Below are 26,486 nucleotides of genomic sequence, written 5' to 3' on the forward strand. Positions count from 1 at the left end.
ACGCTGCTCTTCCTCTACGAGAAATTCCCCTGCCTCGCGGCCAATCTCGCCCTCTCCGTTCTCCTTCTCATTCCGCTGGGCCTTTTCCTCATCCCCAGCGCCAACAGGGCAGGGGAGCCACCTTCTTCCGAGCCTTCCTCTTCGTCGCTGAACTGGAGTGTGTCGCGTTGTTCCGCAGTCAGGATCGGATATGGCATGGCGGGTTTCAGGATGATGGATGCCTTGGGATTCAGGCGAACCAACCTTCCAGCAGGTCCCGGATCTGGCGATGATCCGCCCGCTCCCATTGATCTTCGGTCATCATCATTCCGGGACCGTCGTCGGAGGAGAAATACTCCCGGGCAATCTCCCTGGCGCGGAGAAATGCTGGTTCATCGAGAAGGCTTTCTCTGATCTCGGAAGCGTGGTCAACCTCATCACGGGACGCCATCGCCACGATCCGGCACACATCGGACGCATGCTTCTTGGCTTGATCCCGATGGAACCTCAGATCCTTGTCGGAGATACCGTCCTTTTGGGAATTCGCGTGACGGTCAGCCATCGCGGTGAGTTTCATGATCGCCCAGGTGATCGCATTTGGCACAGGGATCTCCCGGTCCTCGTCGGGAACAAGGAACGGATGGAGATGGCAGCCGATGGCCTCGGGGTTGTGTCGGCCATGCACTCCATCCTCGTCCAGCGATGGCTTGTGCTTCACGCGGATCCGATCATGGGCGAGATTGCCGTGGGTTTCATCCGGCGTCTCCGCATGCAGTTCGAGAATGATCGTTCGTCCCCCGCCCAACTCCTTCTCGAACTGCCATCGTGGGTTCTCCTCGGTGACCTCGAAATCACACGCCGTCAGAACGTCCACGATCGTCCGCTGCTTGCCCTTGTCCGCCAGGAGGGCGCAATCGACCACCACGTCGAAATCCTTCGTCGCACGGGGAGTCCGGTTCCGCCATCGATCGAGCGGCACCACGATGTCCGCGGTGTCTCCCTGTCCGGTGAGCCAGAGTTGCTTCAGCAGCAGGCCGTGTCCTCCCGCCACCGCCAGGGGAGGGACTCCCGCCTCCTGCATCCGGCGGTAGAGCGTTCGGAACTCTTCCTGGAGGAGGTCCTCATGGGGTCGTGGATCATTGGTCATGTCCAGGGGGCTTGAAGAGGTGTTTGCCGATATCGTCGGCCGCGGCTTTCTGGCGCGCATCGCCGGCTTGCAGTTCCAGCCAAGTCTGTAGCGGGTCAGCCCAGCGCCATCCGGCCGCATCGGTTTCGTTGTGGAAAAAGTAGCCGTCGTCCTTGGTGCTCACGAAGAGGTAGCGGGCAAAGCCACGCACCTTCGGTATGGTCAGATGTTCCCGCATCCGGTGGCGGAATTCCTCGAAATTCGACACCGCGATCTTGAGGGGGCCTCGTTCGGAAAACGAAGCATGCCGGGACACGGACGATTCTCCCGTGATCGCCCAACGGAACCCGGGAATGAGCTCCCGGTGCCGCTCGAGTTCCGTCACCAGGTCCACGTCCGGCGCGACATCGTAGGGATGTTCGTCCTCAGGCGGAGCGGACTGCCAGTTGGACGCGAGCTTCCGTAGCAACCCGGTCCTCTCCCTGAGCTGGATGCTTCCACTGGACCTTGAAATGATACAGCGCTCCTTCAACGCCTTGAGAGCCTTGGACACCTGTGAGAGCGAAAGCCCCGCCCCCGCCTCCCGGATTGCCCCGTGGAGAGCATTGACGGAGTTCCATTCGCCCTGCAGGAGCAGCATCCTGGCCACCATGGCGGACCGGCCTTGAAAGGGATTGTTCAGCTCCTGGCGCTCACGGTAGCGGTTCGGCCGCCCTCCACGCATCACGAAGAGTTTGCCCGGCACCATCACGATCCCATTGCCGCAGTCATCGATGCCGCTGATGCCCTCTCGCTGGAGTTCCGCCAGATGAGCGTCCGAAAGGTAGGGAACCACCACCATCGGGTGTTGCGGTCTATCGTTCGCATACTCCCGGGCCTGAGCCATCGCGGTTCTGAGGGCCTCCAGATTGCTTCGGGGCTTAACCTCCACGACGAAGCTCAAAAGTCCTTCTTCGTAGTTTGGCCAAGTGACCTGGATTGACGGATTGGCTCCGGCTGGAAACAGAGTCACCAATCCCGTGTAGTCATACCGAAGAACCCCCAGAAGCATGGAAGATTGGGCGGCAGACGAATCCACTGCGTCATCGCATCCAAGGAGCCCCGTAACTAGGCGGTTTGTCAGGATCTCGCGTGAAATTTTCCCGGATTGGCTCATTTTCTCTCATGAGAAAATCACTATTTTATAGAAAATACAACATTTTTCTCAGAAATGAGAATTTTCCCAAATGAGAAAATTATTAATTTTAAGAAATTAAAATTCGATCCAGCGCACGCCCACCCATCCTTCTCTGCTTCGGATTTAGTGCTTCAAAAACCACCTTCTCACCCTCCCATCCGCCCTCACGAACGTCACCCCCTTCACCCACGGCAAACGCCGTAGCTCCGCCAGCAGGCCCCGCATCGTCCCCGCCGCCATCCACACGTGCAGCCCGTCCGCCTCATCGGCGGGGCGGGGGACCGATAGCGCCAGGTGCTCGTCGTCCCCGTCCGCCAGCCGCACCGGCCGCGCCATCACGAACAGCTCCGGCGTCGACACCACCACCCCGTGCTGGAAATGGAAATCCAGCGCATCGATCCAGGGGATGTCGGGCTCCTGGCTACGATACATATCGTAGGCCAGGATATAGGGACAGACGTAAGACTGGAAGACGCAAGACGTAAGACAAGATCCAGCTTCCGGAGTCATGCGCGAATCGGCGTCTTCTCTTGCTTCTTGCGTCTTCAAGTCTTACGTCTTCGGTCTCCCTACCTCACCGCCCTCGGAGGCCGCGGAGCTTCCGCCGCCCCGTCGACGAGCCCGAGCCTCCACGCCTCCGCGAAAGTCCGGAACGCGTCCGCGCTGTGGGAAAACAAGTCGTGCTTCGGCTGCTCGCGCAGGCTCTGGCCCGTCGTGTTCACGTTCTTCTGGTAGCCCTCCAGGCACGCCACCCCGCTCGGGTGCTCCTCGCCGTGCTTGCTGCGGGGAGTATCGCAGTTCGCCTTGTGGAACCAGAAATGCGGCAGCAGGTCCCGCACGTGGCCGATCCCCGTCCACACGTCCGGCGTCCGCGGCACCACCCGCGTGTTCGGCAGCCCCGCCTCGTGCAGGCACTGCCGGTATGTCAGCCCCGTCCCGCGGTCCCGGATGTTCGCGTCGTGCGGCAGGAAATGCATCGCGATCGGCCGACCCCACTTCGCCTCCCAGCGCCGCATCTGGTCCGCGTGGCCGCCCGCCGCCTCGCCATCGATCTCATGCCAATCCAGGCACAGGAACGAACGCCCCGCCGGCTGGATCAACCACACCGCCGTGTAATCGCTCAGCCCGATGTCCCAGAACGTGTACAGCGGCAGCTGCCCCTCCGGCTCGAACCCGCACACCCGCCCCTTCGCCCGCAGGTCCGCCATCTCCCGCCCGTAGATCGCATGATCGCTCACCGCCTCGAATGCCTCCCCCGGCGTGCTCGGAAACTCCTTCTTCATCCCATGTCCCTGTTCCAGCTGCTTCTCGTCATACCACCGCACCTGCTCCGGCGTGCACGCGATCCCCTCGCGCTCCCGCAGCCGCTCGAAATACCCCGCCACCTCCGGCCGCGGGCTCCACCCCGCCGCCGGCAGCACGTAACGCGGATCCAGGTGCCACGGGAAAAAATGAAACCGCGATTGGATCGTCGAAAGCGCCGCGTCGTCCTGCCGCATCGCCAGATTCAGCAGCCGGTAATGCTCCCCCGCGCGCCCGCCCTCGTGCGTGCTCTCGATGTTCCGCACGTTCCCCGGCGTCATCGCGTTGAACGCCCCGTTGATGATCTCCCGCGCCTTCTTCGGCGCCCACACCGCCGTCTTCCCCAGCTCCGAAATATGCACCCGCTGCGGCGTCGCCCCGCGCAGAGAGGTCGCGCACTTCGCCACCGACCCATTGCCAAACACCAGCTTCCGCGACGATTGAGACCGCAGCGGCACCGCCTGCTTGATCAGCCGCCCCACCTTCCACGTCCGCGGATGCAGGTCCCCGTTGTCCAGGTGCTCCCACGCCGTGTGCAGCATCGCCAGCTTCGACTCCGCGTCCTCGATCGTGTAATCGATGATCCCCGCCGTCAGCCCGCCCGGCGTGAACATCAGGTCATCCGCGAACAGGATCTCGATGAACGTCGAGAACCCCAGCTTCCGCGCCTTCAGCACATGGTTGCAAAACCACATCCGCCCGAAGAAATGCTCCTGCGCCAGATTCGGCCGGAATGGCACCAGCACCCCGTCCGCATCGCGGATCGTGTACAAGTTCCGCAGCCGCCACGCGCGGGAGGAGAGGGGAGTATCGGAAAACATAATGACTGAATGAAGAGGGGTGGAGAAGTAAGACTTGAAGAAGCAAGAAGTAAGAAAGAGAGGCATTTCAAAGCGCATGTCCGAATGAAGGTCTTCTCTTGCTTCTTACTTCTTGAAGTCTTCCTTCTCTCCTTCCCCCATTTCTCTCAGCGCCTCTTCCCAGAGCATCTCCGCCTTCCCCTCCGGCTCCCTCCGCTCCCCCTTCATCCACCCCAGCATCGCCACCAGCAGCTTCGCCGCGTCCATCTTCGACACCGACTTCACCTTCACCCGGCTCACCTCCCCGCCGCGGTAATCCCGCGTCACCTCCTGCGCCAGCGGATGCTCCTCGTCGATCCCGCCCACCGGCACCCGCACCGCGTTGCACAACCACGCCACCAGCTCGTCCCGGCTCATCGCCGCCCGCTCCGCCGCCTCCCGCTGCAGCCTCGCCAGCGCCGCCGCCACCTCCGGGTTTCCTAGTAGTTGGTTCGCGCCCTTGGACGCGTGCTTCGCTGTGCACCGGTAGCCGGCCCCCAGATACGCCTCCGTCTGGGACATCCCGGAGGCCAGCAGTTCCACGAATCGTTCTTGGCGCGGGAGCATGGGGGAGGGGAGTTTTCCAGTTTTCAGTGTTCAGTTTTCAGCAAGAGGGAAGAGCCGCGATCGGCCGGGACAGCCTGCCTCCGGCTCTTTCCTGAAAACTGAACACTGAAAACGAGCAAACTCATTTGAACTCATCGGCTGATCCTCTTCTCAATCCTCGCCAGCTTCTCCGCCCCCTCCTGGGCCAGCGAAACGCGCATCGCGCTCCCGCGTCCGCCCGTCGTCCGGAACCACGGCGTCCGTCGTAGTTGGTTCCGGGTCGCATGGTAGCTCATCCCCGCCTCCAGGCCCAGTTGGTTCACCGTGATCGCCTGCCCCGGGTGGCCGGAGAGCACCATCATTAGCGAGTAGGTGGTGAAGTTCACGTCCTCCGCCGATAGCGCCCGGCGGGTGGTGATGATGTGTTCCGCCTTCGTCATCCGCGTGGCCAGATGTACCCCGCCCCCGCATGCATTTCACCGTGGGTATCCCGTGCATCTCCGGTGCATAAGTAGTAGCGCAAGTTTCCAACTTGCGTATGCGAGCACCCGCGCCCTCCCTAGTGCCCCCAGTCCGCCCTCGAGTGCCCTCCCTCTCTTGTAGCCGCGTTCGTGAGAACGTGGGCGGGGAAGACCCGCGAACATCCTCGCACGCCCAGTCTGCCAGTGAGTGACCAGTTGCCAGTTGCCAGTTGCCAGTTGCCAGTTGCCAGTGGTCCGTGAAGAGAGGGAAAGCGCCGGAGGCATTCTTTCCACCAATAACCATTAACGATTCACCACTAACTCATTTCGTAGCCGCGTTCGTGAGAACGTGGGAGGGGAAGACTTACGAATACCCTCCTACGCCCAGTCCGCCTGTGAGTGGCCAGTTGCCAGTGGCCGGCGGTCTTCTTCTTCTGATCACTCCCCCGCCCATTCCCTCCTTTCAACTCCCGCCGCCACCCGCTATCCCATCTCCTCGCCCATGCGCCGCCTTCTCCTCCTCACCCTCCTCCTCGCCGCCTGTGACCGGTCCGAGGATCGCGCCACCGCCGCGCGCGAGGGCAGGGGAGCCCGCCGCCTCTCCCAGCGCGCCCGCGAAACCCTCCCCAAACCTCGCCTCTCCGCCCGCGACGCCTCGCCCCTCCTCCCGCGCGAAACCCTCGCCAAGAACCGCTTCATTCTCACACCCGCGACCGTCCGCCCGCCATCCGAGGAGCCTTTGGAAGACCTGCGGAAACGCTTCCGCGACCTCGCCCGCCACGACCCGGAACGCGGTCTCCGCGAGCTCGTCGAAGCTGATGCGTTCAGTCCTTTCGGCTCCGGAACGGCCCTGTGCATGTCCTGCTTCATCAGCGAACTCGTCACCGCCTCCCCCACCACCGCCATCGCCCTCACTGACCTCCTCGAGGACGACGAAATCCGCCACAACTACGCCAACCTCGTCTACATGGAAATCGCCACCCGCGATCCCGCCCTCGCCTGGCGTTATTGGGACGAGCGCCACGCCGCCGACCGCACCGACAGCCCCGGGGCCATTCTCTCCGTCACCGCTGCCTTTGGAAACCTCCGCGAAACCTGGCACACCTACCAAGCCCACGACCCCTCCGCCGATGCGGCTCTCTTCCTGACCCAGACCTGCGCCGCGCTCCATAGCTCCTCTCCGGACGAGCTCGACTTCGCCTTCACCCTCCTGCGCGGCCTCCCGGACGAGGCTCCCCTCGGCTTCGTCTGCCTCGGCGCCGGCTACGCCATCGCCCGCCACGATCCCGAGGGCTTCGCCGCCTGGCTCGATTCCAAGCCGCAGGCCACCCGCTACAACGAAGGCTACTACGTCACCGCCGCCACCTACCTCGAAAACGGCGACCCCGTCACCGCCGCCCGCTGGGCCGCCCGCCTCCCCGAGGACTACCTGAAGGAAACCTTGCTCTCCTCCTTCCGCTACAAAGGCGCCGCCGACATCCCCGAAGTCCGCGCCCTCCTCCCCAGCCTCGTCCCCCCGTAGCCGCGTTCGTGAGAACGTGGGCAGGGAAGATCCTCGCATATCCGTGCATGGCCAGTCCGCCAAGTAGCGCGAGGCTCCCGCCTTGCGTGCTGGGAAGACAGGCGAAGTCGTGCGCACCCCCAGTCCGCCCTCGAGGGGCCGGCCTCTGGGCTCTGAATCCCCATCTCCTGCTTTCATCTCCACCCGCCATCTGATAGGGCAGGGGATATGCGTGATATCTTCCGCCTCGCCGCCCTCACCTGGGCATCCATGGCCGCGCTCGCCCCCGCCGAACCCGCGCCGCCGTCCTCCGCCCGCGAGGCCATCCAGCGCCTTGGCGATGAAGACTCGAAGGTCCGTGACGCCGCCACCGAGGACCTCGTCCACACCGCCATCGACATCGATTCCCTCCTCATGGAAGCCACCCGCGCCACCGATCCCGAGATCGCCCGCCGCGCCGACGCCATCCTGAAACGCCGCCACCTCGAGCCCCCCGTGCCTCCAGAGCCCGCCGCCCCCCTTGGCCGGCTCCCCATCCACTCCCGTCCACCCGCCGTCCCGGCCAATCCCGCGCCCCCGGATCCCGCCACCCTCGTGCTCCCGGATCTCCCCGCGCTCCCACCGCTGCCCGGCCTCCCCGTCGTCCGGCCCCTCCCGGCGGATGACCCCCGCATCGCCGAGTGGAAGGCCCTCGGCGATCGCGCCCGCGTCGATTACCTCCTCGCCCAGCCCAGCACCCCGGAGGGCGAACTCCTGCTCCTCACCCTCACCGCCATGGTGTCGCCTGGGGAGCGCCAGGCCGCCTACCGCGGCCGCCTGGATGGCTTCCCCCGTGCCCACGCCCGCCTCGCCATCCTCCACGGAGACCAGCCCCTCGTCCCCGCCTTCCTCAAGTTCATCCCCCCCGCCGGGGAGGCGCAGCTCGCCTACGCCGATTACCTCCGCGCCACCAACCGCCTCGCCCCGGAGCTCGCGAAACTCACCGACCCCGCCGCCCGTCTCGACCCCGCCTGGCGGTTCGCCATCCTCCGTGCCGCCGGTCGCGATGCCGAGGCCCTCCGCACCGCCCCCGCCGGCTCCGCCATCCAGGCCCGCCTAGCCCTCCTCACCGGCGATCCCGTGCCCACCCTCCAGCGCCTCGCCGCCCCGGATCCCCGCCGCTGGAATGATACCTGGCACCGCTGCGCCACCGGTCTTCTCCTCGCCCGCTGGACCGGCACCGACCCCGCCGCCGAAGACCTCCGCATCCTCCGCACCTTCCCGGAGGAAGATAGCGGCCTCTTCGCCCTCGGGGACATCGACCTCGCCGAGGCCCGCCTCCGCGAACGCTCCCCCATCGATGCCTTCCGCTACCTCACCGCCCTCGAGCGCCCCGAGGAAGCCCTCCGCGCCCTCGGCCTCGATCCCGCCGCGCCCGATTTCCCCCGCTGGATCGCCGACCGTGCCGAGGCCCTCATCGCCGACCAAGCCCACCCGGCCCGCTCCGAATCGACACCCCGGCTCCAATTCGCGCCCGGAGATGTCTTCAGCCTCATGTCCGATGACCCATCCGCCCCGGAAAACATCGAGGCCTTCAACTCCATCCGCCTCGCCGCGACCCGCCAGGCCTCCATCGCCGACATCGCCACCGTCCTCGATTTCCTCGCCCGCCGCGGTGCCGAACAACCGCTCACCGCCAGCCTCCCGCCACTCATCCAGCTCGGAAACGCCGCCCCAGACCGCCTCCGCGACCTCATCCACCGGCTCCCCCGCACGGACGGCAGCCCCACCATCGCGTTCACCCACCGGCTCGCCCGCGCCTGGGCCGGAGACGATCCGGAACGCTGGAAACAACTCCAGCTCCCGGACCCCGCCGCCGACCTCCCGCGTGAAACCTATTGGGCCCGCGAACTCGCCCGCCTCAATGTCCCCCCGCCGCCCGATCGCGTGGACCGGCGCGCCCAGGACCTCGATGACCTCATCCTCCGCGCCCTCGCCGATGACGCCCCCGCCGCCGCCCTGGAAGCCTCCCGCCGCGGCCTCGCCCTCGCCCGCGAGTATCTCCAGGCCCACCCGGCCCCCTGCGGCCCGCCCGCCCCGCCCGAGGTCACCATCGTCCCCCTCCTGGGTCCGTCTCCCCGGTTCCCCCTGGACTACCCCCGGATCCGCTGGGAACTCTTCTTCTCCTCCCCGGACACCTTCGCCCGGCAGGTCCAGGCCACCCGTGCCGAGCTGGTGCACATTCCGTCATCTCCCTCCCTGCCAGGCTCCTTCCCCTGGTCCACCCGCTCCGCCCTCCTCGCCACCGCCGCGGGCGATTGGGACCTCGCCCGCGCCTGGTGGCAGATCCTCGCCGACGCCCAGCCCGCCATCGCCACCCACCGCGCCTTCCTCGCCGCTGCCCTCCGCCACACCGGCCAGTCCGAAGCCGCCTCCACCTTCGATCGGCACCTCGATGCCCTCGTCCTCGGCGAGGAAAGCACCTGCCTCCACCTCGCCTCCGTCTCCGCATGGAGCGGGGATTTCCCCCGCGCCGATCTCTGGCGCCAGCGCGCCCTCCAGCTCTCCACCGGCGAAAAGCCCTCCGATACCGCCGACCTCGCCGCCGATGCCATCCGCCGCGGCGAATGGGCCCGCGCCGCCGCCCTCCATGAAATCGCCGCCGCCAACCAGGTCCGCACCGCCTCCACCGTGCTTCCCCTCCGGTCACTCCGCCCCCGCATCGCCGCGGATGCCTGCCGCGCTCTCGCCCGCCTCCCGGACCACCGCGACGCCTCGCTCGATATCCTCCGCACCTGCCACTCCCACCTCGCCTGCGATCCCATCTTCACCGCCTGGTTCTTCCCCGCCCTCCGCCGCGCCGGCCTCCCCGCCCTCCACGATGAACTCCACGAGCTCTCCTGGCAGCGCCTCGCCGCCTCCCACCGTCGCTTCCCCGGCACCCCCGAAACCTGGAACGCCGCCGCTGCCCTCGCCGCCGCCGGAGCCCGCCACCTCGAAGAAGGCCGCGCCTTCTCCGACCGCGCCCTCGCCGCCGCTCCCACCTCCTCCACCGCCGCCCTCCTCAGCACCCGCGCCGCCCTCGAAACCGCCGCCGGCCACCCCCAGGCCGCCCGCGATCTCGCTACCCGCGCCCGCGCCCGCTCCCCCCTCGATCCCCTCATCCGCCGCCAACTCGCCGACCTCTCCCCCCCGTAGCCGCGTTCGTGAAAACGTGGGCAGGGAAGATCCCCGAACACCCTCGCACGCCCGGTCCGCTAAGTAGCGCGAGGCACCCGCCTTGCGTGCAGGGAAGACAGGCGAAGTCGTGCTTACCTCCAGTCCGCCGGAGAGTACTTCCTCTTCTCTGATCACAATGGAGCGTAGCGACATGGAGGCACTCGCTGTCTTCTGCTCCCTGCCTCCAATCACTGACGACTCGGCACTCTCCTCACCAACAAGCCCCCGCCTCCGCGGCGTTCTCTCTTTGCGGTTCCCCTCTCCGTGGGTTACCCCTTACCTTGCACCCCGCCTCATGCACCGCTCCTCCATTCTCCTCCTCGCCCTCTCCCTCGGGCTCGCCGCCTGCGATAAAAAGTCCGACTCCACCGCCGAGCTGAAGGGCAGCTCCGGCAACGGCCGCACGCCCCGCGAGGGCCGCGAGCACCGCGAGGTCCCCGATTACAAACGCCGCGCCAAAACCCCGCCCTCCGGTAGCGCCGAGCGCAGCCCCGAGGAAATCAACTCCCTCCGCGAGCAAGCCGCCGACCTCGCCAATACCAACCCCGCCGGCCTCGTCGCCTGGGCCGAAAAGAACTTCCCCGGCGAGGACCCCGCCCTCGAGTCCATCTACCAGGTCTTCGTCAACGAACTCCTCAAGAAAGACTCCGCCGCCGCCATCTCCCTGGCCGCCACCATCCCCGCCGGCTCCCACGCCCGCGACTACGCCTCCGCCCTCTACCGCGGCATCGCCACCATCGATCCCGCCAAAGCCTGGGCCCTCCTGAAGGAAGGCACCCTCCCCATCACCACCCTGGCCGCCATCCGCTCCATCTCCAGCGCCGAGGTCGATGCCCGCGGTCTGGAGGCCGCCCTCGCCTCCTACCGCGCCAACCGCTCCGATACCACCATCACCCCGTTCTTCGCCTTCCTCACCACCGAGAAAGGCTTCTCCCGCGCCGATGTCTCCCTCGCCCTGCGCGAGGTCCAGGCCCTGGAGGGCGAGACCGGCTACTCCGGCGCCCTCTCCGGTGTCGTCCGCAATACCCCGCCCGCCCAGCGCGACGTCGTCACCTCCTTCCTCGCCGACAAGCCGAAGGAGCCCAAATACAACCTCGCCTACGCCGCCACCGCCACCCTCATCCTCGAGACCGGCGATCCCCTCACCGCCGCCACCTGGGCCGCCCGCATCACCGATCCCGGCGTCAAGGCCGCCGCCGTCAAGAGCATCCGCGACCGCCTCGCCACCGTCGATGCCGGCACCCGCGCCAAGACCGAGGAACTACTCAAATAGTAGCAAAGGTAGGGTCGCACCGCCGGGGCGACCGGGGAGAAACACCCGCGTCCGCTGCCACCGGCCCGCCCCATTCCTCCGCCTGTTGGGACGGACTCTTTCCCGCGAACGCCCTCCACCGCCCGGTCATCTCGGCGAGATGCCCCTACCTTTGCCGCTCCCCCTCACAACCCCTCCCGCACCCGCGCGAAACGCTCCGCGTAGCGCGGCGAGCGCATCCGCTCCCCGTGCTTCCGCACCGCATGGATCACCGTCGTATGGTCCCGGCGGAAAATCGCCCCGATGTCCTCCTGCGTCAGCCCCTCCTCCCGCAGCAGCGCCATCGCCGCGTGGCGCGCCTCCGTGATGTAGCTCTGCCGCCGCGCCCCCGTCAGCAGGGAAGGCGCCACGTCCCATTCACGCCCGCAGGCCTTCAGGATCGCCAGCACCCGCACCGCCGTCCGCGGCCGCTCCGATTTCGCCGCCGGCGTCTCCGCCACCGGCCCTTGGTTGAAGATGTAGGTCAGTATCATCGGAAAGTTTGTTGGTTTTCAGTTTTCAGTTTTCAGGTCTCCTCTTCGTAGCCGCGTTCGTGAGAACGTGGGCGGGGAAGACTCGCGGACATCCCCGCACCGCCAGTCCTTCACCGGCATCCCCTCATCTCTTCTCTGGATTCTGGGTTCTGGATTCTTGTGTCTCCGTGGCCTCGCCACGGCCTCGATGACTCGGACCCGCCAGTTCGAGCACTCCCCCCGTCTCCATCAGCCGCGAGCAAATCGAATCCCCCAGGCACTCGATCAGCCCCTCCTGCGTCAGGTTCGCGATCACGATCGTCGGCCGCATCGCCCCGTAGCGCGCGTCCAGCAGGTGCGTCAGCATCCGGTCCTCCCACGCCGAGTCCGATCGCTCCTGGATCTCATCGAGCACCAGCAGCGGCGCCCCCGCCAGCTCCTTCACGATCTCCGCCTCCGTCTCCGCCGCCGTCTTTGAAAACGACGCCCGCAGCCGCAGGAAGAACCCCATCGCCGTCGTGTAGCACCCCAGGTCCGGCGAGTAGCGGCGCATCGCCTCCGCCGCCATCCGCGTCTTCCCCGTCCCGCGCGGACCGATCAGCGCCAGCAGCCCCTTGCCACGCACCCGCTCCCGCACCCGCAGGAAGCGCTCCCGCCACTCCGGCTCCCGCGGCAGCTCCCACGGCTCCCGGTAGCGTGCCGGCATCCCCGTCCCCGTCGAGATCCGCACGTGGCTCGCCCCCGATGGCGGCCCCGCTACGGCAGGCATCGTAGGTTCCTCCCGCTCCGGAGCCGCCGCCACCATCGCCTCCAGGCGCGCGGTCAGGGCATCCAGGCTCGAGGCCGGGGTCAGGTCCAGGATCGGTTTCATCGGAGTCATGCGGAGGGCAGGGTCGTGGTTCGGTGTTCGGGAAACTCGCGGCGGGACTTCTCCTGCCGGTGCGGATGCGGTTTGTGCCGGGATGGCCGGGCTTCCTGGTTCTGGCGCCGTGCCAGCGAATGTTGGTTCCAATGCGATGCCCATCGCCGCAGCGCCGCCCGCCAGTCGTGGACCGGCTGGCCTTTCCTCAACCAACCCGCGGCCTCCATTTCGTCATGGAACGCGATCGCGCAATCGGCGCTCATCGGCACCGGAGCACTCCGGGCATACCCGATGACCTCCGCCAGCGTGGCGCGATCGCTTGTGTGTGTGACGTAGTTCTCTCCCTTCTCTTCTTTCTTATGATTTGGTCTTCCACTGGTCTTTGAGTGGTCTTCCAGTGGTTTTTTTTCTTCGGGTTGGGAGTTCCAATGCCCGTAGTTGCAAAGGATTAGGATGGTATTTCCCTGGTCTTTTTTCATCTCGATCATGCGCTCGGCGAGCAACACATCGAGGTACTGGCGCAGTTTCGTGCGCGACCACTCCCAGCGTGCGCACAGATATCGTTCCGACGCCACCATGCCGCCACGCGGCACATCCAAGACGCACCCGGAAACGATCTGTTTCGTGGGCATGAAGCACGCAAGCTGCAGGAGGTCGAGGAAGGCTTCGGCGCGGCTCATCACGCGCTCCTCTTTCCAGAGCCAGTGCGTGAAGAAGCGCCGTTGAAGTTTGAAAAAGCCGTCGGTCATAAGTAGCACAAGCATTCCTGCTTGTGAGTGGGAGCGTCCGCGGAGGACCGTGCAGGTCAGTCCGCGGATGAGTGGCGAGTGATCAGTCATCAGTGATCAGAGAAGAGGAAGAGCCCAGGAGGAGCGCCCTCTTCGTAGCCGCGTTCGTGAGAACGTGGGTGGGGCAGACTTGCGAAGTGCCTCGCACCTCCAGTCCGCCCTTGAGTGGCCGGTGGTCAGTGAAGAGAGGGAAAGAACCAGAGGAGAACTCTTCCCCCTGGCCCCTGAATCCTGGCCCCTAGCCACTCGGAGGCGGTGGAGGCCTCTCCTCGGCACCGTCCAGCAGCTCCCGCCGCTCCAGTTCTTCCGCCAGCTCCCGGAAACGCTGCTTCTCCCAGCGCCCCGCGTTTCCGTGGCGGATCGTCCGCCCCAGATCGCGCAGCGCCAGCCGCAGCATCTCCATCGAGTAGCCCGCCAGGATGTTCGGATTCGTGTTCATGGTGGTTCAGTCTGTGAAGTCGTGTGTGGGTTCGGTCCGCCCTCGAGTGGCCGGTGGTCAGTGAAGAGAGGGAAAGAACCGGAGAAGCGCTCTTCCTCTTCACTGGCCCCTGACCACTGGCCCCTGGCCCCTCCAAAGCGGACAGGCCACGCGAGCTGCCCGATCCGGAAGGTCTAGTCCCTCCCCGGGAAATCCGCCCGGTGCTCGTCCCGCAGGAAATGCCGGTGCTCCCACGCGCAGTGCGGGCACGCCCCGGACAGCCAGCCCAGGTTCGCCGCCTCGTCGTCGCAGGCCAGGGCGATGTCCTCGTCCAGCGTCTCGGGTGTGCTCTCGATCGGGCCCTCCACCTCCAGCTCGCAGGGGCCGCAGAAGCGGCACTCCCGCCGCTGGACCAGGGCGTGGATGGTGTAAAGTACGGTTCTCATCGTAGGTCGGTGTCGGCGGGTTCGGGGTGCGTCCCGGCGGTGGCCGTCGTCCGGGCCAGCGCCTCCTCCACCCAGCCTTGCAGCAGGGCGGAGAAGGACAGCCCGCGGGCCGCCGCCTCGGCGCGCGCCGCCTCCAGCAGCGCGGCGTCCAGGGACAGGGTCGTGGTCGTCTTCTTCATCTCGTGTGGGGAACCGGTGGATCGGTGGTGGAGGAACCCATTCCCGCCCCCGGCCGCCATTGGTGTGATACACCTTTCGCGAGGTCTCCGGGAAGCGAGAAAACGGATATTGTATAGGATGGTGTATTAGGAATGGCGCGCCTTCCGTGCCAACGGCAGGGCAGGGGAGCGGCACCCGGAACCGCCTCCCGCCCGATGGACGGTGGCTGGCTCCGATGGGTTCAAGTGAACAGCTTTTCCCATCCCTCAACCAGCGGGAAAAGGTAACACCGGAGGTAATAACCTACGGCACACCGAGGTAATACCGCCCGGTGCCCGCCGCAGGCGAAGTAGCGTAAGTTTCCAAACTTGCGCGTGGGAAGACTCGCGAACACCCGCGCCCCTCCAGTCCGCCCTAGAGGGGCCAGGATTCAGGGGCTAGGGGCTAGGAACCAAAGAGAAGAACCAGAGCCGCGCCTCTGCTCCCCCGTGACCCGCGTGATTCATGGCTGCTGCCGACTCATGAAAAGGATTCCCGAAAAGATTCGCGGCATAACGTGAATTTTAAGCGATTGTTCGGCGTTATTGTATTGAATATGAATATATTTTGAGTGAAAAACATTTCAGAAAACATTCCCGAAAACATTCGTGAAACGCGCCCCTCTCTACACCGAGGTATCCTCCATGGAGCCGATGATCCCACGGGATGATCCGGCCGGATGGCCGGTGCTATCGCAGTTGAGCGTGGAGATCCACCGGCGGGCGGGCGCGATCCAGGAAGCCCTGCCCTCGCCCTCCACCCGCCGCGAGCTGGCACGGTTGGTCGGGAGCATGAACAGCTACTATTCCAACCTCATCGAAGGCCACAAAACCCTGCCAAAGGACATCGAGCGCGCGCTGAAGGAAGGCGAGCGCGGTGGCCCCGATGAACGGCGCAACCAGAGGATGAGCGCCGCCCTGGTGCGGACCGAGGACGCGATGCGGGCGCGCCTCGCGGAGCAGCCGGACACCGCTGTCTACTCCGCGGACTTCATCCGCTGGCTCCACCGCGAGTTCTACGGCCACCTGCCGGAAGAGGATCGTCGCGTGCAGCTCGAATCCGGTGGCTATCATCCCGTGCCGCTCGCGCCCGGCGTCTACCGGGATTTCAACGTCAGCGTCCATCGCCACGATCCACCGCCGCCCGGCGAACTGGAACGTTTCATGCAGCGCTACGAGACCGCCTACGATCCGGCCCGCATGATCGCGGCTGATCGCCTCATCGCCCTGGCCGCCGCCCACCACCGGTTGGCATGGATCCACCCCTTTGGCGATGGCAATGGCCGTGTCGCCCGCCTCCAATCCCAGGCCGCGCTGATCCATCTCGGCCTGGATGGCGATGGCCTCTGGACCCTTTCCCGCGGCCTCGCCCGGCGGCAGGCGGATTACTACCGCCACCTCCAGAACGCGGATGCACCGCGGATCAACGACTTCGATGGCCGGGGCGCGCGGAGCTGCCGCCACCTCGGGGAATTCTGCACCTTCTTCCTCGGCGTCATCCTCGATCAGATGGACTTCATGCTCGGCCGGATCCGCCCCCGCGCCCTCGTCGATCGCATCGAGGTCTACGTGAAGGTCCATCACTCCGCCCTGGATGCCCGGATGCAGGAGCGCCTCATCCGGCTGTTCCGCTGCCTGTGCCTGGAACCGGCGGACGTGCCCCGCGGCCGGATCGCGGAGGTTCTCAATGTCTCCGCCACCACCGCCACCGCCGTGATCAAGACCGCGGAAACCCTCGGCCTCGTCACCTCGGACAGCCCTAAAACCCCGCTCCGCCTCCGCTTCCCCGCCGAGGTCGCCGAGTTCTACTTCCCCGGCCTCTACAGCGATCTGCCGGTGGCTTCCTGAAGCTCCCCGCTACCGCTTTTCCTCTCCGCCGCAGGCGAAGTAGCGTAAGTTTCCAAACTTGCGCGTGGGAAGACTCGCGAACACCCGTGCACCTCCAGTCCGCCCTAGAGGGGCCAGGATTCAGGGGCTGGGGGCTAGGAAGAGAGTGAAGAACCAGTGCCGCACTCTTCCTCTTCCTCTTCCTCTTCCTCTTCCTCTTCCTCTTCCTCTTCCTCTTCCTCTGGATTCTGGATTCTGGATTCTGGATTCTGGATTCTGGATTCTGGATTCTGGATTCTTGTGTCTGGCCGCAGGCCCCACCGCAATTCCCCATCCACATCCCGCAAGCCACGGCGAGCGCCTTCCCGTCATCTCTGCTCCCATCACTGGCGATGAAAGCACTCATCTCCCGTGATGACACCACCGGCCACCGTTTCGAAGGCCACACCGCCGCCATCCTCCACCACCTCATCCACCTCGGGCCCTGCCATCTCCGGCTCCACCACGGCGGCCCGCTTTTGGAAACCGCCACCGCCTTCGGCCTCTTCCTCGCCCGCGGTCCCGTCCTCCACGATGCCGCCAGCGGCCTCGCCCTCGATCCCCGCCGCGTCCCGCTCGCTTACCTCCTGCCCGCCGCGGAGGGCGAGGGGGCCTTGCTCTGCCTCGCCACCGCCGCCGGCGAAATCACCGCCACCATCCGCCCCCGCGCCGCCGCCTGCGGAGGGTTCCACGACCTCGTCGCCATCCACCATCCGGCTCCCGTGGATGCCGCCGCCATCCGCGCCCGCCTCCACGCCGCCGCCCTGGTACGAGCCGCGTAGTAGCGCGGGGCTCCCGCCTTGCGTGCTGGGAAGACTTGCGAATATCCGTGCAGGTCCAGTCCGCGGATGAGTGCCTAGTCATCAGTGATCAGTGATCAGTGAAGAGGCAGAACCAGAGGAGCACTCTTCCTCTTCTCTGGGCTCTGGATTCTGGGCTCTTGAATCTGGCCGCAGGCCCCAAACGCAAAAGACCGCCCGCCTGGATAGTGGGCGGACGGCCGTTTGCCATGGACGGGCCTCCCTTGCAGGCCCGTCTCATAAAAGGGATGTGTCGCTTCAGCGGCGGCGGCGCAGCAGGCCCAGCGCCCCGAGCGCGCCCAGCAGCGCGGCCGCCGGCTCCGGCACCGCCTGGCCCGCGGCGTTCATCGTCGGCGAAAACGCGCCGAGCGATTGCCAGCTCGTCGTCGAAGTCAGCCCGCCGGTCATCTGCGCTACGTCCTGGTTCAGCGAGGTCGTCGCCGAGGAAGTGGCCACCACGTAGCGCAGGCCCGTCTGGTCCGTGATCGCGATCCCCTGAGAGTTCAGGAAACTCACCAGGTTTGCGAATGGAATCGTGAAGCTCACGTAGTAATCCGGATCGTCGTTCGAGGACGTGGAGAGATCGTTCGTCGTCCCGCCATCCGTCGTGTAGTTCACCGCCCGGTAATTGTAGTTCGCCGAGGTCGTCGCGTAGCTGAAGGCCGTGCTCGTCGCCAGTGCCGTCGAGCTGGGCGAGGTGTTCGCGCCGCTTCCGGAGTCCCGGATCTCGATCGTCGTGCTCGCGCCCTGGACATTCACGCCCACGAAGGCATCCACCGATCCATTCTGGTTCGCATCGATGCCCACCCACACCATGCCATCCAGCGCCGGGTTGCCCGATTTTCCGCCCGCCGCATCCAGCCGCACCCGGAAGCCCAGCGTGCCATCCGTGTGGCTCGCGCTTCCGTTGTCGCTGAAGGTCGTGAAAAACGCCGGATTCGTCGCCGTGCCCACGATGTCGCTGGAGGTATTGCCGTCCTGATGATCATCCGCCACATCGGCGCTCCCCGCCACGGCGGACCATTGGGTGCTCGGTGAGGATACTGTCGCCGCATCGATGCTGAAGCAGGGCAAGGCGGCTCCCAAGAAAAACAAAAGGGATTTCATCACAGGGGGATGTCGGGGGATGGCCCCGGCCGGTGGGGGAGAAGACCGGGCGGGGAAGGGGGGAAACAGCAGTCGAAAAAAAACGGGGGGGGGGGAGGGGACCCCGGACGGCCTGTGAGGGCAGGCCGACCGGGGAAAGGGGAGTGATCGAGGGATCTTGCGAACTCCGTGCGGGTCTGTGAGGGCAGGCCGTGCGGAGCGGGGGTTTGCTTAAGAACGGCGAACTTTTAACACGGACGATGCATTTTGCCACCTCCACGATCGCGTATGCCCGATGGCGGAATCGTCCAAGGCCCTCTAACCGAGCACTCTAACGGGATCTCCGCCCTGTGTGCACCCTACCTTTGCGGTGCGCCTCCGGAGGTAGGGTCATCTCGCCGAGATGACCGGGCGGTGGACCCCGTCCGCAGGAAGGACGCCGCCCCCGCAGACGAAGGGATGGGACGCGCCAGTGGCAGCGGACGGATGTGTTAGACCCGGTCGCCCCGGCGGTGCGACCCTACCTTTGCGGTGTGCCTCTGGAGGTAGGGTCATCTCGCCGAGATGACCGGGCGGGGGACCCCGTCCGCAGGAAGGACGCCGCCCCCGCAGGCGAAGGGATGGGACGGGCCAGTGGCAGCGGACGTGGCCCTTTCCCTCCGGTCGCCCCGGCGGTGCGACCCTACCTTTGCGGCGGGCCTCTGGAGGTAGGGTCATCTCGCCGAGATGACCGGGCGGGGGACCCCGTCCGCAGGAAGGACGCCGCCCCCGCAGACACCGGGAAAAGGACGGGCCAGTGGCAGCGGACGTGGCCCTTTCCCTCCGGTCGCCCCGGCGGTGCGACCCTACCTTTGCGGTGCGCCTCTGGAGGTAGGGTCATCTCGCCGAGATGACCGGGCGGTGGACCCCGTCCGCAGGAAGGACGCCGCCCCCACAGGCGAAGGGATGGGACGGGCCAGTGGCAGCGGACGGATGTGTTAGACCCGGTCGCCCCGGCGGTGCGACCCTACCTTTGCGGTGCGCCTCTGGAGGTAGGGTCATCTCGCCGAGATGACCGGGCGGGGGACCCCGTCCGCAGGAAGGACGCCGCCCCCGCAGGCGAAGGGATGGGACGGGCCAGTGGCAGCGGACGGCTGTGTTAGACCCGGTCGCCCCGGCGGTGCGACCCTACCTTTGCGGTGTGCCTCTGGAGGTAGGGTCATCTCGCCGAGATGACCGGGCGGGGGACCCCGTCCGCAGGAAGGACGCCGCCCCCGCAGACACCGGGAAAAGGACGGGCCAGTGGCAGCGGACGTGGCCCTTTCCCTCCGGTCGCCCCGGCGGTGCGACCCTACCTTTGCGGTGCGCCTCTGGAGGTAGGGTCATCTCGCCGAGATGACCGGGCGGTGGACCCCGTCCGCAGGAAGGACGCCGCCCCCACAGGCGAAGGGATGGGACGGGCCAGTGGCAGCGGACGGATGTGTTAGACCCGGTCGCCCCGGCGGTGCGACCCTACCTTTGCGGTGCGCCTCTGGAGGTAGGGTCATCTCGCCGAGATGACCGGGCGGGGGACCCCGTCCGCAGGAAGGACGCCGCCCCCGCAGGCGAAGGGATGGGACGGGCCAGTGGCAGCGGACGGCTGTGTTAGACCCGGTCGCCCCGGCGGTGCGACCCTACCTTTGCGGTGCGCCTCTGGAGGTAGGGTCATCTCGCCGAGATGACCGGGCGGGGGACCCCGTCCGCAGGAAGGACGCCGCCCCCGCAGGCGAAGGGATGGGACGGGCCAGTGGCAGCGGACGGCTGTGTTAGACCCGGTCGCCCCGGCGGTGCGACCCTACCTTTGCGGTGCGCCTCTGGAGGTAGGGTCATCTCGCCGAGATGACCGGGCGGGGGACCCCGTCCGCAGGAAGGACGCCGCCCCCGCAGGCGAAGGGATGGGACGGGCCAGTGGCAGCGGACGGCTGTGTTAGACCCGGTCGCCCCGGCGGTGCGACCCTACCTTTGCGGTGCGCCTCTGGAGGTAGGGTCATCTCGCCGAGATGACCGGGCGGTGGACCCCGTCCGCAGGAAGGACGCCGCCCCCGCAGACACCGGGAAAAGGACGGGCCAGTGGCAGCGGACGTGGCCCTTTCCCTCCGGTCGCCCCGGCGGTGCGACCCTACCTTTGCGGTGCGCCTCTGGAGGTAGGGTCATCTCGCCGAGATGACCGGGCGGTGGACCCCGTCCGCAGGAAGGACGCCGCCCCCGCAGGCGAAGGGATGGGACGGGCCAGTGGCAGCGGACGCTACCATTCGACCCGGTCGCCCCGGCGGTGCGACCCTACCTCCGCGGCCACATCCGTTAGACCCCGCCCTCTTCCACCATTAACCTCTAACTTCTAACTACTAACCTCTTCCTACTGCCTCCGCGTCACCGGCGCGAACGCCTTGTCCTCGTGCGTCCCCGAGCCGAAGTCCCAGCCCAGCACCAGCCAGCCCTCGAAATCCGGACCATCCTCCGTCGTCCCGAAGAGGGTCACCACATCCACGTGCGAATTCGTCGTCGGCCGCCACTGGATGCTCGGCCCGATGTTGAACTGGCTCTCCGGATTGTCCCGCGAACCGATCGAGGTCTCCCACTTGTAAGTCATCTCCAGGCCCACGGACAGCTTGCTGTCGATCAGCGTCTTGCTGATCGCCTGCGTCACCGCCCACTCCTCGCTCTGGCTGTCCGTCAGCTCCTTTTCCCACACGAAATTCATCGCCCAGTGCCAGCCGCAGCCGAAGTCCTCGCTCAGCAGGATCTTCGGCTCCACCACGTTGCCGCCGCGGTCCGCGTCCACCCACTTGTATTCGAAATACAGCGTCGGATTGAGAGGGATCTTCCCCCAGTTCGCCAGCGCCCAGCGCAGCTCCACCGCGGTGTCCTTGTAGTCCGTGTCACCGTCCTCCAGCGTCCAATCCGCGTACACATCCAGCTGGAACCGGTAGGGCAGGCCGATCTCCAGCTCCTCCTGGAACAGGTGGCTCCACTCGCCGCCATCGCTGCGGCTCCGCCACCACTGCTCCACGCCCACCTCCCACGGGTCCTGCTGGATGTAGGCCCGCGTCGTCGCGAACCGGCGGGACCCCAGCCACTCCGGCTGGTCGTAGGCCCCCGGCGCCTCCTCCGCCATCCCGCTGCCGCCCTGTGGCTGGCGCTTCCCGAACACGAACATGTTCGAAAGCAATTCACTCTCAGCGGAGCACAACATCGGCAGGCACGCGGCGGCGGCGATCAATTGGGTCTTCATACAGGTTGCGTATGTTAGATCAGCCGGAAAGCCCCGCGGCGGGAAAGCCCAAAATGCCGCGCGCGGAGGGCCACTGGTCCGCCCTCTTCCTCCTGTAGCCGCGTTCGTGAGAACGTGGGCGGCGAAGATCCCCGAACACCCCCGCACGGCCAGTCCGCCAAGTAGCGCGAGGCTCCCGCCTTGCGTGCAGGGAAGACCCGCGAAGTTCCTCGCACGGCCAGTCCGCCCTTGAGTGGCCGGTTGCCAGTGGCCGGTGGTCAGTGAAGAGAGGGAAGAACCAGAGAAGCACTCTTCCTCTTCACTGGCCACCAACCACCAACCACCGGCCACTCAAAGGCCGACCCCACCCCCACACGACTCCGCGGCTACCTCCCCTTAACCCCATCTTCATCCCCGCCGCGCTACACCCTTCACCAATCCTCGACCTCGCCCGAAAAAAACATTACCTTCCCCGATGCCCGGGTCCCATCCCCGCCATGCCGCCCCCCGTCTCCAGAACCCACGGACTGCTCCTCGCCGGCCTCCTCGGCCTCGCGCTGCTCCTTTTCACCTGCTGGCCGCGCCCCTCCACCACGGCCCCCGGTGAAGGCACCGCGCCCGCGCCTCCGGCTCCCGCCGTTTCCGCAACTGCCGCCGCCCCCGAGGCCCTCCCCGAGCCCGGCCCGCCCCTCCCGCTCACCTGGCACCTCCCGGATGGCGGCCCGCCGCGCGCCTTCACCCTCGCCCTCGATGAAATCGTCCTCCGCGATGCCTCCGGCGACGATCACCCGCAGCCGCTCGATCCCCCCGCCACCGCCGCCACCTACCGCGCCCGCCTCGCCGCCCTCACCCTGGCCGGAAACACCCCGCTCCCCGTCCTCTACCCGGACGAGGCCGACCGCAGCCCCGGCCAGCGCCGCCTCCTCACCGCCGAGGTCCTCATCCTCGCCACCCCCGGCACCGACCGCACCCTGCTCCCCGGCCGCCTCCGCCTTCCCATCGCCTCCCTTCCCGCGGCCTCCCCCCAGGCCATCGTCCTGCGCGCCGCCAGCCCGCTCGCCGCGTTGGACGGCCTCGCCGCCTGGCGCGCCACCCCCGGAGTCGCCGCCGCGGACGTCCAGCTCGCCCGCCAGCACACGCCCCGCACCATGCCGAACGACACCCTCGTTCCCAACCAATGGCACCTCAAATACCAGAGCCAGTCCGGCGCCGTCGCCGGCACCGATGTCAACATCGAGTCCGTCTGGAACTACCCCTCCGGCGTCTCCGGCACCACCGCCTGGCGCGGCGCCGGCATCCGCATCGGCATCGTCGATGATGGCCTCCAGACCGCCCACCCCGACCTCTCCGCCAACTACGAGGCCACCTACAGCCACGATTGGAACGACAACGACGCCGACCCCAATCCCCACGCCGCCGACGACCACGGCACCGCCTGCGCCGGAAACGCCGCCGCCCGCGGCAACAACTCCCTCGGCGTCTCCGGCACCGCCCCCGAGGCCACCCTCGTCGGCATGCGCCTCATCGGTGCCGCCACCACCGATTCCGAGGAGGCCGATGCCATGTCCTGGAACAACGCCCTCATCCCCATCAAGACCAACTCCTGGGGCCCCTCCGACGATGGCAAGACCCTCGAAGGCCCCGGCCCGCTCACCCAGAACGCCCTCGCCAATGCCACCGCCACCGGCCGCGGCGGCCTCGGCACCCTCATCACCTGGGCCGGTGGCAACGGCCGCGCCAACAACGACAACGCCAACTACGATGGCTATGCGAACTCCATCCACGTCATGGCCATCGGCGCCTTCGATAGCCAGGCCCGCGTCTCCTACTACTCCGAACCCGGCGCCAATCTCCTCTGCGTCGCCCCCTCCAGCGGCACCTCGCCCGCCCTCGGCATCACCACCGTCGATCGCACCGGCAGCTCCGGCTACAACAACAAATCCAGCGCCAATGGCGGCGACTACACCTCCACCTTCGGCGGCACCTCCTCCGCCACCCCCACCGCCGCCGGCATCGTCGCCCTCATCCTCCAGCGCAATCCCAACCTCGGCTGGCGTGACTTCCGCGAAATCCTCATCCGCTCCAGCAAGAAAGTGAACCCCGCCGACACCGGCTGGACCACCAATGCCGCCGGCTTCCACTTCCACCACGACTACGGCGCCGGCCTCATCGACGCCACCGCCGCCACCACCCTCGCCGCCACCTGGACCAATCTCCCCGCCGCCGCCGCCCCCATCGTCTCCACCCAGTCCGGCCTCGCCCTCGCCATCCCGGACAACAACGCCACCGGCATCACCCGCACCTTCCTCCTCCCCGCCGCCACCGCGCTGCGCGCCGAGCAGGTCACCGTGAAGCTCAACATCACCCACACCTACCGCGGCGACCTCGCCATCACCCTCACCTCGCCCTCCGGCGTCGCCGACACCCTCGCCGCCAAGCACACCGACAGCGGCAACGACTACGCCGACTGGACCTTCTCCTCCCTCCGCCACTGGGGCGAATCCACCGCCGGCACCTGGTCCCTCAAAATCGCCGACCTCACCGCCAGCGACACCGGCACCCTCAACTCCGCCGAGCTCACCGTCCGCGGCACCGTCCCCGACTACCCCGCCTGGACCGCCAATTTCCCCGGCCTCCCCAGCACCGCCGCCACCGCCGATCCCGATGGCGACGGCCTCCCCAACCTCGTCGAATACCACCTCGGCCTCCTCCCCAACGCTGTCAATACGGCAGCCACCGTACTTGGGCGCACCGCCTCCACCGCCACCCTCACCTGGCGCCGCCGCAAGGGCACCGCCGCCACCGGCCACGCCGAATGGTCCGACAACCTCGCCACCTGGTCCACCGCCGGCATCACCGAATCCATCGTCGAGGACAACCCCTCCGACCAGCTCATCACCGCCACCCTCCCCATCACCCCCGCCATGCCACGGAAGTTCCTCCGCCTCCGCGTCACCCTCTGAATACATGGCTGGGAGTAGGGACATTCCTGTCCCGTTCTTCCTCTTTGTAGCCGCGTTCGGGAGAACGTGGGCAGGGCAACCGTCCGCCCGCCCTCCGGCTCCCATCCGCTCCGCCACTCCCGCCACTTCCTCCCATGGGTCCTATGGGTCCTATCCGCATTCTCATCTCCCCGCCGATCTTCCAAAACCGCCACCTTGCCCGGGTGGGAATCCCCTTGCGTCCCCATGGCCTCCGGAGTTGAATCAACGTGTGGTGAGGTTGATCAAACCTCTATCTCCTTTCCATCTCGCCCACGCGCGTCATGAAAACTCTCCCCCTCCTGCTCGCCCTCCTCACCCCCGCCTTCGCCGGCGTGACCGAAGACTTCGAGGCCCTGAAGCGCCAGCGCGACGACGCCAAGGCCCGCGCCATCGAACCCATCGACAAGCTCTTCGTCCAAAGCGCCGAGAAACTCGCCGCCAAAGCCATCCAGGAAAACAACCCCGAGGCCGCCGCGAAAATCCGGGGCGAGCTGGCAAGCCTCCAGAAACCCGGCTCCCCGGCGGCCGGTGCCGATGCCTTCCTCTTCGAAAACACCTGGAACTGGCTCGTCCCCAACAACCCCGAATGGAACGAAACCGGCATCCGGTTTCTGCCGGGCGGAACCTTCTCCACCCCCAACAGCGAAACCAAATTCGTCAAGTGGGAGAAGGCCGGTGCCGACACCATCACCATCCAATTCAACAACAACAAGACCTACACCGCCAAACTCTCACCGGGAGAGAAGAAGATCCTCATCGACAAGAAGGACTGGTGGGACGGCAAGCCGCGCCTCCTCGAGATCGACACCGGCAAGCCCCCGGCCGGGACCGCCAAGAGCCCCGAAAAACCCTCCTCCCCATCCTCCAGCGTCTTCGGCACCCCCGTCCGCTGAGGCGCACCGCACCCGTTCGGTCCCAGTTCCTCCTCTTCCTCTTGTAGCCGCGTTCGTGAGAACGTGGGCGGGGAAGACATCCATCCGCTCTTCCACCTATGGGTCCTATGGGTCCTATGGAGCCTACATACCCACCCCGCCTCCCCGCCGGACATGCAGCGATACCTCGAACTCCTCGAAACCATCGGCTCGCCCCGGCTCGCGGCCTGCGCCGCGGGGTTGGCCGGTGTCCCGCTGCCCGCCTACCGGGCTCCCGCGGAATGGTATGGCTTTCCCCCGGCCCTGATTCCGATCTGGAGCGATGGCTCCGGTCCGAACTACCTCGGAATCTGGAAACATTGGTTCACCCCGCGGCCCCCGTCCTTCGTGGAAACCTCCGTCGATGCCGGGCACCGGACCGTGGAAATCGCCCGCACGGAGGAGCAATTCCTCGCCTACATCGCCATCGCCTCGATGACCGTCCACGATGGCGTCCATGCCGGGCTCCAGGAGTTTGCCCGCCGCACCGGGATACCCAATCTCCAGGAGCTCGATGAGGGGACAGCCACCAGCGGGGATGACCCGGCGGCCTTCCCGCACCTCTCCACCTTCGCGTCCGCCATCCCGTTGGAATCCGCCTCGGCTTCCTCCTACGACGGAACGTTTCCTGTTCCCGGTTCCGCCTCCACGGCCATGGCGTCATCGTTCGAATTCAAGGAAACGCTCTTCCCTGTTCCCCCCCGGCTTCCGCCGTGGCTGGATCGCCACCGTGACAAACCCTCCTTGTTCGAGAGCTACCTCCGCGATGGCGGATGGCAAGCCGCGTGGCTGACCTTGAATTCCACCGGTTGGACCTACCGCGATGCCGCGCGCGCCGCCCGATCGCTGGCGGCCCGGAGCCCCGATGCACTCTGCCGGCGCGTGCTGGAAACCTGGTCCGCCCTCGCCGCGCAGCACCGCGGGGGCTACTAGATCAGATGTGGAGTGAGGCGATGCCTCCTGCCCTTTACCCACATCTTTCCGGGTCCTGAAGGGACCCCTCATC

The 26,486-nt window shown here is 66.8% G+C and carries 22 protein-coding genes; 8 read left to right on the forward strand and 14 right to left on the reverse strand.

The window, feature by feature from the left end; genetic code table 11:
• Positions 1 to 229 precede the first annotated feature (229 nt).
• The 6 genes from llg_RS13465 to llg_RS13490 all read right to left on the reverse strand — a co-directional run bounded on the left by llg_RS13465 (position 230) and on the right by llg_RS13490 (position 5,409).
• The gene (locus llg_RS13465) at positions 230 to 1,126 is read right to left on the reverse strand and encodes a hypothetical protein (protein WP_338285192.1); all 897 of its coding nucleotides are present in this window, start codon (positions 1,124 to 1,126) and stop codon (positions 230 to 232) included.
• Positions 1,116 to 2,048 carry a hypothetical protein gene (locus tag llg_RS13470; RefSeq protein WP_338285193.1) on the reverse strand — a complete coding sequence of 311 codons (933 nt, stop codon included), beginning with the start codon at positions 2,046 to 2,048 and terminating at the stop codon, positions 1,116 to 1,118. The genes llg_RS13465 and llg_RS13470 overlap by 11 nt, the downstream gene beginning before the upstream one ends.
• A 357-nt stretch (positions 2,049 to 2,405) precedes the next feature.
• Positions 2,406 to 2,714: a hypothetical protein gene (locus llg_RS13475; protein ID WP_338285194.1), complete on the reverse strand. Its 309-nt coding sequence runs from the start codon at positions 2,712 to 2,714 to the stop codon at positions 2,406 to 2,408.
• Positions 2,715 to 2,851: 137 nt separating this feature from the next.
• Positions 2,852 to 4,405, reverse strand: a complete 1,554-nt coding sequence (locus llg_RS13480) for a hypothetical protein (protein ID WP_338285195.1) — start codon at positions 4,403 to 4,405, stop codon at positions 2,852 to 2,854.
• 105 nt (positions 4,406 to 4,510) lie between these two features.
• Entirely contained in the window at positions 4,511 to 4,990 is a 480-nt protein-coding gene (locus tag llg_RS13485; protein WP_338285196.1) for a terminase small subunit, read from the reverse strand.
• A 131-nt stretch (positions 4,991 to 5,121) separates the two neighbouring features.
• Positions 5,122 to 5,409, reverse strand: a complete 288-nt coding sequence (locus llg_RS13490; RefSeq protein WP_338285197.1) for a hypothetical protein — start codon at positions 5,407 to 5,409, stop codon at positions 5,122 to 5,124.
• 523 nt (positions 5,410 to 5,932) lie between these two features.
• On the opposite strand from llg_RS13490, the gene llg_RS13495 reads away from it, so the two are divergent.
• From llg_RS13495 to llg_RS13505, 3 genes are all read left to right on the forward strand, one after another.
• Positions 5,933 to 6,952, forward strand: a complete 1,020-nt coding sequence (locus tag llg_RS13495) for a hypothetical protein (protein WP_338285198.1) — start codon at positions 5,933 to 5,935, stop codon at positions 6,950 to 6,952.
• 207 nt (positions 6,953 to 7,159) lie between these two features.
• Positions 7,160 to 10,108, forward strand: coding sequence for a hypothetical protein (locus llg_RS13500; protein WP_338285199.1), 2,949 nt, complete (start codon positions 7,160 to 7,162; stop codon positions 10,106 to 10,108).
• 316 nt (positions 10,109 to 10,424) lie between these two features.
• Positions 10,425 to 11,402, forward strand: a complete 978-nt coding sequence (locus llg_RS13505) for a hypothetical protein (protein ID WP_338285200.1) — start codon at positions 10,425 to 10,427, stop codon at positions 11,400 to 11,402.
• 164 nt (positions 11,403 to 11,566) lie between these two features.
• Here the strand turns inward: llg_RS13505 and llg_RS13510 are convergent, their stop codons facing one another.
• The 6 genes from llg_RS13510 to llg_RS13535 all read right to left on the reverse strand — a co-directional run bounded on the left by llg_RS13510 (position 11,567) and on the right by llg_RS13535 (position 14,586).
• Entirely contained in the window at positions 11,567 to 11,914 is a 348-nt protein-coding gene (locus tag llg_RS13510; protein ID WP_338285201.1) for a helix-turn-helix domain-containing protein, read from the reverse strand.
• Between the two features lie 124 nt (positions 11,915 to 12,038).
• Entirely contained in the window at positions 12,039 to 12,764 is a 726-nt protein-coding gene (locus llg_RS13515; protein WP_338285202.1) for an ATP-binding protein, read from the reverse strand.
• A 5-nt stretch (positions 12,765 to 12,769) separates the two neighbouring features.
• Positions 12,770 to 13,504, reverse strand: a complete 735-nt coding sequence (locus tag llg_RS13520; protein WP_338285203.1) for a hypothetical protein — start codon at positions 13,502 to 13,504, stop codon at positions 12,770 to 12,772.
• A gap of 277 nt (positions 13,505 to 13,781) precedes the next feature.
• Positions 13,782 to 13,982, reverse strand: a complete 201-nt coding sequence (locus llg_RS13525) for a hypothetical protein (RefSeq protein ID WP_338285204.1) — start codon at positions 13,980 to 13,982, stop codon at positions 13,782 to 13,784.
• Positions 13,983 to 14,155: 173 nt separating this feature from the next.
• On the reverse strand, positions 14,156 to 14,407 hold the full coding sequence (locus llg_RS13530) for a hypothetical protein (RefSeq protein WP_338285205.1): 252 nt from the start codon (positions 14,405 to 14,407) through the stop codon (positions 14,156 to 14,158).
• Positions 14,404 to 14,586 carry a hypothetical protein gene (locus llg_RS13535; RefSeq protein ID WP_338285206.1) on the reverse strand — a complete coding sequence of 61 codons (183 nt, stop codon included), beginning with the start codon at positions 14,584 to 14,586 and terminating at the stop codon, positions 14,404 to 14,406. The genes llg_RS13530 and llg_RS13535 overlap by 4 nt, the downstream gene beginning before the upstream one ends.
• 627 nt (positions 14,587 to 15,213) lie before the next feature.
• On the opposite strand from llg_RS13535, the gene llg_RS13540 reads away from it, so the two are divergent.
• Together llg_RS13540 and llg_RS13545 are read left to right on the forward strand one after the other, a co-directional pair.
• Positions 15,214 to 16,452 carry a Fic family protein gene (locus llg_RS13540; protein ID WP_338285207.1) on the forward strand — a complete coding sequence of 413 codons (1,239 nt, stop codon included), beginning with the start codon at positions 15,214 to 15,216 and terminating at the stop codon, positions 16,450 to 16,452.
• A gap of 371 nt (positions 16,453 to 16,823) precedes the next feature.
• Positions 16,824 to 17,252, forward strand: a complete 429-nt coding sequence (locus llg_RS13545) for a hypothetical protein (protein ID WP_338285208.1) — start codon at positions 16,824 to 16,826, stop codon at positions 17,250 to 17,252.
• Between the two features lie 276 nt (positions 17,253 to 17,528).
• On the opposite strand, the gene llg_RS13550 is transcribed toward llg_RS13545, so the two are convergent.
• The gene (locus llg_RS13550; protein ID WP_338285209.1) at positions 17,529 to 18,377 is read right to left on the reverse strand and encodes a hypothetical protein; all 849 of its coding nucleotides are present in this window, start codon (positions 18,375 to 18,377) and stop codon (positions 17,529 to 17,531) included.
• Positions 18,378 to 20,730: 2,353 nt separating this feature from the next.
• A complete protein-coding gene (locus llg_RS13555) occupies positions 20,731 to 21,606 on the reverse strand; it encodes a transporter (RefSeq protein WP_338285210.1) in 876 nt (291 codons plus the stop codon).
• A 476-nt stretch (positions 21,607 to 22,082) separates the two neighbouring features.
• Between llg_RS13555 and llg_RS13560 the strand changes: the two genes are divergently transcribed.
• From llg_RS13560 to llg_RS13570, 3 genes are all read left to right on the forward strand, one after another.
• A complete protein-coding gene (locus tag llg_RS13560; protein WP_338285211.1) occupies positions 22,083 to 24,548 on the forward strand; it encodes a S8 family peptidase in 2,466 nt (821 codons plus the stop codon).
• Between the two features lie 302 nt (positions 24,549 to 24,850).
• Positions 24,851 to 25,462: a hypothetical protein gene (locus tag llg_RS13565; RefSeq protein WP_338285212.1), complete on the forward strand. Its 612-nt coding sequence runs from the start codon at positions 24,851 to 24,853 to the stop codon at positions 25,460 to 25,462.
• Between the two features lie 153 nt (positions 25,463 to 25,615).
• On the forward strand, positions 25,616 to 26,413 hold the full coding sequence (locus llg_RS13570) for a hypothetical protein (protein ID WP_338285213.1): 798 nt from the start codon (positions 25,616 to 25,618) through the stop codon (positions 26,411 to 26,413).
• Positions 26,414 to 26,486: the final 73 nt, after the last annotated feature.

Origin of the sequence: Luteolibacter sp. LG18 (assembly GCF_036322585.1) — a bacterium.
GTDB lineage: Bacteria > Verrucomicrobiota > Verrucomicrobiia > Verrucomicrobiales > Akkermansiaceae > Luteolibacter.

Coding starts and splice junctions, on each gene's coding strand:
- llg_RS13465 (WP_338285192.1), bottom strand. CDS start 1,126: ATGACCAATGATCCACGACCCCATGAGGACCTCCTCCAGGAAGAGTTC.
- llg_RS13475 (WP_338285194.1), bottom strand. CDS start 2,714: ATGTATCGTAGCCAGGAGCCCGACATCCCCTGGATCGATGCGCTGGAT.
- llg_RS13480 (WP_338285195.1), bottom strand. CDS start 4,405: ATGTTTTCCGATACTCCCCTCTCCTCCCGCGCGTGGCGGCTGCGGAAC.
- llg_RS13485 (WP_338285196.1), bottom strand. CDS start 4,990: ATGCTCCCGCGCCAAGAACGATTCGTGGAACTGCTGGCCTCCGGGATG.
- llg_RS13490 (WP_338285197.1), bottom strand. CDS start 5,409: ATGACGAAGGCGGAACACATCATCACCACCCGCCGGGCGCTATCGGCG.
- llg_RS13495 (WP_338285198.1), top strand. CDS start 5,933: ATGCGCCGCCTTCTCCTCCTCACCCTCCTCCTCGCCGCCTGTGACCGG.
- llg_RS13500 (WP_338285199.1), top strand. CDS start 7,160: ATGCGTGATATCTTCCGCCTCGCCGCCCTCACCTGGGCATCCATGGCC.
- llg_RS13505 (WP_338285200.1), top strand. CDS start 10,425: ATGCACCGCTCCTCCATTCTCCTCCTCGCCCTCTCCCTCGGGCTCGCC.
- llg_RS13510 (WP_338285201.1), bottom strand. CDS start 11,914: ATGATACTGACCTACATCTTCAACCAAGGGCCGGTGGCGGAGACGCCG.
- llg_RS13515 (WP_338285202.1), bottom strand. CDS start 12,764: ATGAAACCGATCCTGGACCTGACCCCGGCCTCGAGCCTGGATGCCCTG.
- llg_RS13520 (WP_338285203.1), bottom strand. CDS start 13,504: ATGACCGACGGCTTTTTCAAACTTCAACGGCGCTTCTTCACGCACTGG.
- llg_RS13525 (WP_338285204.1), bottom strand. CDS start 13,982: ATGAACACGAATCCGAACATCCTGGCGGGCTACTCGATGGAGATGCTG.
- llg_RS13530 (WP_338285205.1), bottom strand. CDS start 14,407: ATGAGAACCGTACTTTACACCATCCACGCCCTGGTCCAGCGGCGGGAG.
- llg_RS13535 (WP_338285206.1), bottom strand. CDS start 14,586: ATGAAGAAGACGACCACGACCCTGTCCCTGGACGCCGCGCTGCTGGAG.
- llg_RS13545 (WP_338285208.1), top strand. CDS start 16,824: ATGAAAGCACTCATCTCCCGTGATGACACCACCGGCCACCGTTTCGAA.
- llg_RS13550 (WP_338285209.1), bottom strand. CDS start 18,377: ATGAAATCCCTTTTGTTTTTCTTGGGAGCCGCCTTGCCCTGCTTCAGC.
- llg_RS13555 (WP_338285210.1), bottom strand. CDS start 21,606: ATGAAGACCCAATTGATCGCCGCCGCCGCGTGCCTGCCGATGTTGTGC.
- llg_RS13560 (WP_338285211.1), top strand. CDS start 22,083: ATGCCGCCCCCCGTCTCCAGAACCCACGGACTGCTCCTCGCCGGCCTC.
- llg_RS13565 (WP_338285212.1), top strand. CDS start 24,851: ATGAAAACTCTCCCCCTCCTGCTCGCCCTCCTCACCCCCGCCTTCGCC.
- llg_RS13570 (WP_338285213.1), top strand. CDS start 25,616: ATGCAGCGATACCTCGAACTCCTCGAAACCATCGGCTCGCCCCGGCTC.